The sequence below is a fragment of the Streptomyces durbertensis genome (assembly GCF_014156695.1).
Lineage (GTDB): Bacteria > Actinomycetota > Actinomycetes > Streptomycetales > Streptomycetaceae > Streptomyces > Streptomyces durbertensis.
Genome location: NZ_WMLF01000428.1, coordinates 1 through 4,648, shown reverse-complemented (window position 1 = coordinate 4,648; position 4,648 = coordinate 1). Strand labels below are relative to the sequence as shown.

Here is a 4,648-nt window from a genome sequence, read left to right as displayed (position 1 = left end):
GTCCTTGAGCTGGCGGCGGCTGCGGAAGGGGCCGTTGTCGTCGCGGTGCCTGACGATGTTCTCGGCGAGCGTGCCGCTGACGCCCGAGACGCGGGAGAGCAGCGGCGCGGAGGCGGTGTTGACGTCGACGCCGACGCCGTTGACGCAGTCCTCCACCACCGCGTCCAGCGAACGCGACAGCTTCCCCTCGGCGATGTCGTGCTGGTACTGGCCGACACCGATGGACCTCGGGTCGATCTTGACGAGTTCGGCGAGCGGGTCCTGGAGGCGGCGGGCGATGGACACGGCGCCGCGCAGCGACACGTCGAGGTCGGGCAGCTCGCGGGAGGCGTACTCGGAGGCCGAGTACACCGAGGCGCCGGCCTCGGAGACCATCACCTTGGTCAGCTTCAGGTCGGGCTGGGCGCTGATGAGTTCGGCGGCGAGCTTGTCCGTCTCCCGGGAGGCGGTGCCGTTGCCGACGGCGATCAGCTCGACCCGGTGCTCGCGGGCCAGCGCGGCGAGGGTGGCCAGCGCGGCGTCCCACTTCCCGACCGGGGCGTGCGGGTAGATCGTGGTGGTCGCGGCGACCTTGCCGGTGGCGTCGACGACGGCGACCTTCACGCCCGTGCGCAGGCCCGGGTCCAGGCCCATGGTGGCGCGGGTGCCGGCGGGCGCGGCCAGCAGCAGGTCGCGCAGGTTGGCGGCGAAGACGGCCACCGCGTCGTCCTCGGCGGACTGCCGCAGCCGCAGCCGCAGGTCGATGCCGAGGTGGACGCTGAGCCTGGTGCGCCAGGCCCAGCGCACGGTGTCCCGCAGCCAGCCGTCGCCCGGGCGGCCCCGGTCGACGATGCCGAAGCGGTGCGCGATGGCCCGCTCGTACGGCGTCGGGCCCTCCTGGTCGGCCTCGTCGGGGGAGAGCGGTTCCAGGACGAGGTCCAGCACCTCCTCCTTCTCGCCGCGCAGCATCGCCAGCACCCGGTGCGAGGGCAGCTTGGTGAACGGCTCGGAGAAGTCGAAGTAGTCGGCGAACTTGGCGCCCTGCTGCTCCTTGCCCTCCCGGACGCGGGCGACGAGGCTGCCGTGCCGCCACATCCGCTCCCGCAGCTCACCGATGAGGTCGGCGTCCTCGCCGAACCGCTCGGTGAGGATCGCCCGGGCGCCCTCCAGCGCCGCCGCCGCGTCGGCGACGCCGCGCTCGGCGTCGACGTAGCCGGCGGCCGCGTCCAGCGGGGCCGTGCCCGGGTCGGCGAGCAGGGCGTCCGCCAGCGGCTCCAGGCCCGCCTCGCGGGCGATCTGCGCCTTTGTCCGCCGCTTGGGCTTGTAGGGCAGGTAGACGTCCTCCAGGCGGGCCTTGGAGTCGGCCGCCAGGATGCGGGCCTCCAGCTCGGCGTCCAGTTTGCCCTGGCTCCGCACCGACTCCAGGATCGCCGTCCGGCGCTCCTCCAGCTCCCGCAGGTAACGCAGCCGCTCTTCGAGCGCGCGCAACTGCGCGTCGTCGAGCATCTCGGTCGCTTCCTTGCGGTAGCGGGCGATGAACGGGACGGTCGAGCCGCCGTCGAGCAGTTCGACGGCGGCCTTGACCTGCCGCTCCCGTACGCCGAGTTCGTCGGCGATCCTGGCTTCGATGGAGACTGTTGATGGGCTCACGCCCGCATTGTGGCAGGTGCCGCCGACAGCGCCGCGACACGGCGGTTCGGCGGCGCGGTGAACGCGCCGCTTGGTGGGGCGGGAGGTCAGTCGGCGCCGGTCAGGTCCGCCGGGAAGGCGCCCGCGCCGACGGCCTTCATGGTGAGGGCCCCGGCCAGCTCGGTGAGCCGTGCGACGCCCGCCGCGCCCAGGTGTTCGTAGGGCGCGCGGTCGACGTCGTCGGTCCGGGCCTCGATCTGCTTGCGCAGCGCCAGACCGGTGTCGGTGATGGAGTTGTTGTCGTCCACCAGCCCGCGTGCGCGGAGCCCGGTCAGCGCCGCGCGCCACTCCTGCTCGGTGAAGCCCCGGGTCGCCAGCACCCAGCGCGGGCTCATGCCGCGTCCGGTCGCGGTGTGGCTCGCCTGGGCCTCCAGTCCGGTGAGGCCCATGCTCAGCAGGACGGCGAGGTGGCCGTCGCCCCGGTGCTCACGCAGCATCGTCGCGGCGTGCCACAGTGCCAGGTGCGGCTCGTCGGGCACGGGCAGGTCCGCGTTGGCGGCGTACAGCGGCCGGGCGCCGCGCTCGCAGCCCTCGGCGGCCCGCAGCGCGAGTTCCGCTGCCTCGGCCAACTCGGGAGATTCCACCGTTTGTTCGCCGAGCAGTCGACGCAGCGCCCGGTCGGCCGCGCGGAGCCGCGACTCCAGCGCCTGCTCGGGTGGGATCTGCCGCCACACCGCGGGCAGCCGCTCGGCGATCATGCGGTGGCTGAAGCTGTAGAACGTCGCGGTGACCGTGCCGGGACCCACCGCGCCGAGCGGCGCGGCGCGGGCCGCCAGGTACACCGAGGAGCGGTCGGTGACGCCGGCCGAGCCGAACTCCTCGGCGAGTTCGGGGGAGAAGTACACCAGCGAGTGCAGCGGGTTCACCGCGCCGTGGCAGCGACGGCCGGCACGTGCGTCGAGTGGGGTCACACCAGTCATGTCCCGATGCTACTGAACGGTCGCTTAGTTTCCCAGAGTCGCGGCGGGAGGGGCTGGCGTGGTCCCCCCGGGGTACCGGTGGCATGGCCGGAAAGGTGGGAAAGTTGTCATTGCGGCCTTCCCGCCGCGCCACCAGGATGAGGCGCATGCCCGCCCACACCGCCTCGCGCAGCGTCCTGTGCCTCCTCTTCGACGGAGTGCAGAGCCTCGACGTGACCGGCCCCCTGGAAGCCTTCGCCGGGGCCGCCGCGGCGCTGGGCGAGCCGGACGCCTACCGCCTGCGGACCGCCAGCGTCGGCGGCCGCACCGTGCGCAGCACCTCCGGCGTGCGACTCGCGGCGGACGAGGACGTGAGGGACTCCGAGCCGCCGCACACCCTGCTGGTGCCCGGCGGCCCCGGAACCCGCGACAGCGCCCCCGAACTCGTCGACTGGGTACGGCGCCACGCCCCCGACTGCCGCCGGGTGGTGTCGGTCTGCTCGGGCGCCTTTGTGCTGGCCGAAGCCGGACTGCTGGACGGCCGCCGGGCGACCACCCACTGGAGCCTGGGCAGGACGCTGGCCGAGCGCTACCCGCGGGTGCGGGTGGACACGCGGGCGATCTTCCTCCGGGACGGCCGGCTGTCGACCTCCGCCGGAGTGACCAGCGGCATCGACCTCGCCCTCGCGATCGTGGAGGAGGACCACGGCCGCGAGGTCGCGCTGTCCGTCGCCCGCCATCTGGTCGTCTTTCTGCGCCGACCGGGCAACCAGACGCAGTTCAGCGCCCAACTGGCCGCGCAGACGGCGGTCCGCCGCCCGCTGCGCGAGGTGCAGCGCTGGATCACCGAACACCCGGAGGCCGATCTCGGTGTGGAGGCACTCGCCGCCCGCGCCGGGCTCTCGCCACGCCACTTCTCCCGCGCCTTCCGGCAGGAGACCGGTGTGACGCCTGGCCGCCACGTGGCGGCCGTCCGGCTGGAGGCGGCCCGCCGCCGGCTGGAGGACACCGACGACAGCGTCGAGCGGATCTCCCGCCAGTGCGGCTACGGCACGGCCGAGGCCATGCGCCGGGCGTTCCTGGCGGCGCTGGGCACCGGCCCGCAGGAGTACCGCCGCCGCTTCCGGAGCCACCCCGGCACACCCGCCGGAGAGTCCGGCGGCGCCCCCGCCGGTGATCCCGATGACGGCAATACCCACGGCAACCCCGAGAGAGAAGGAATGCGCACATGAGCGACGAACCGACCCGGACCATTGCCATCGTCCTCTACGAGGGCTTCACCGCGCTCGACGCCGTGGGTCCCTACGACACCCTCGGCCACCTCCCCGGCTCCCGCACGGTGTTCGTCGCCGAGCGGCCCGGGCCGGTGGCGGGGGACCGGGGCACACTCTCCCTGGTCGCCGCCTGCTCGTTCGACGACCTTCCCCGCCCGGAGCTGATCGTCGTCCCCGGTGGCCCGGACGCCCTCGTCGAGAAGGCCGCGCCGGCCGTGGTGCCCTGGCTGCGGGAGGCTGACCGGCACAGCGAGTTGACCACCTCCGTGTGCACCGGCGCGCTGCTCCTCGCCCACGCCGGCCTGCTCACGGGGCGCCGGGCCACGACACACTGGCTGTCCCGGGAGCGTCTGGCGGCGCTCGGCGCGCGGCCGGTGCCCGACCGGGTGGTCACCGACGGCAAGTACGTGACGGCCGCCGGCGTCTCGTCGGGCATCGACATGGGGCTGACGCTGCTGGGACGCCTGGCCGGGGACCGGGTGGCGCAGAGCGCCCAGCTGATGATCGAGTACGACCCGCAGCCGCCCTACGACGCCGGCTCGCCGGAGAGCGCCCCGGCGGACCTGGTCGCCCACTGGCGGAAGGTCGCCGGCAGCGCGGCGAGCGGGGCCTGAGCGGGCGACCGCGGTCTGACCGCGCCCCGGGGCCTGACGGTACGAGGCTGACCGCACGAGCGGTGGCTGAGCGCGCGGTCAGGGGCGCCAGGGGAAGGCAGGGGCGCGGCGTTCCAGGAAGGCGGCCACGCCCTCGGCGGTCTCCCCGCTGGCCCGCACCTGCTCCGCCCAGTGGGCCTCCCGTTCCGCGGGG

General features: G+C 74.4%; 3 protein-coding genes and 2 pseudogenes. 2 read left to right on the top strand and 3 right to left on the bottom strand.

The window, feature by feature from the left end:
* Together GL263_RS21940 and GL263_RS21935 are read right to left on the bottom strand one after the other, a co-directional pair.
* Positions 1–1,629 (bottom strand): Tex-like N-terminal domain-containing protein (locus GL263_RS21940; protein WP_182857467.1); only part of this gene is annotated, 1,629 nt, incomplete at its 3' end.
* Between the two features lie 86 nt (positions 1,630–1,715).
* The gene (locus GL263_RS21935; protein ID WP_182857466.1) at positions 1,716–2,588 is read right to left on the bottom strand and encodes an SCO6745 family protein; all 873 of its coding nucleotides are present in this window, start codon (positions 2,586–2,588) and stop codon (positions 1,716–1,718) included.
* 146 nt (positions 2,589–2,734) lie between these two features.
* On the opposite strand from GL263_RS21935, the pseudogene GL263_RS21930 reads away from it, so the two are divergent.
* Both GL263_RS21930 and GL263_RS21925 read left to right on the top strand, forming a co-directional pair.
* Positions 2,735–3,709, top strand: a pseudogene (locus GL263_RS21930) (GlxA family transcriptional regulator); the annotation flags it as partial.
* Between the two features lie 86 nt (positions 3,710–3,795).
* Positions 3,796–4,455 (top strand): DJ-1/PfpI family protein, encoded by a 660-nt coding sequence (locus tag GL263_RS21925; RefSeq protein WP_182857464.1) that lies wholly within the window; start codon positions 3,796–3,798, stop codon positions 4,453–4,455.
* 78 nt (positions 4,456–4,533) lie between these two features.
* On the opposite strand, the pseudogene GL263_RS21920 reads toward GL263_RS21925, so the two are convergent.
* Positions 4,534–4,648 (bottom strand): annotated as a pseudogene (locus GL263_RS21920) (enoyl-CoA hydratase/isomerase family protein); the annotation flags it as partial.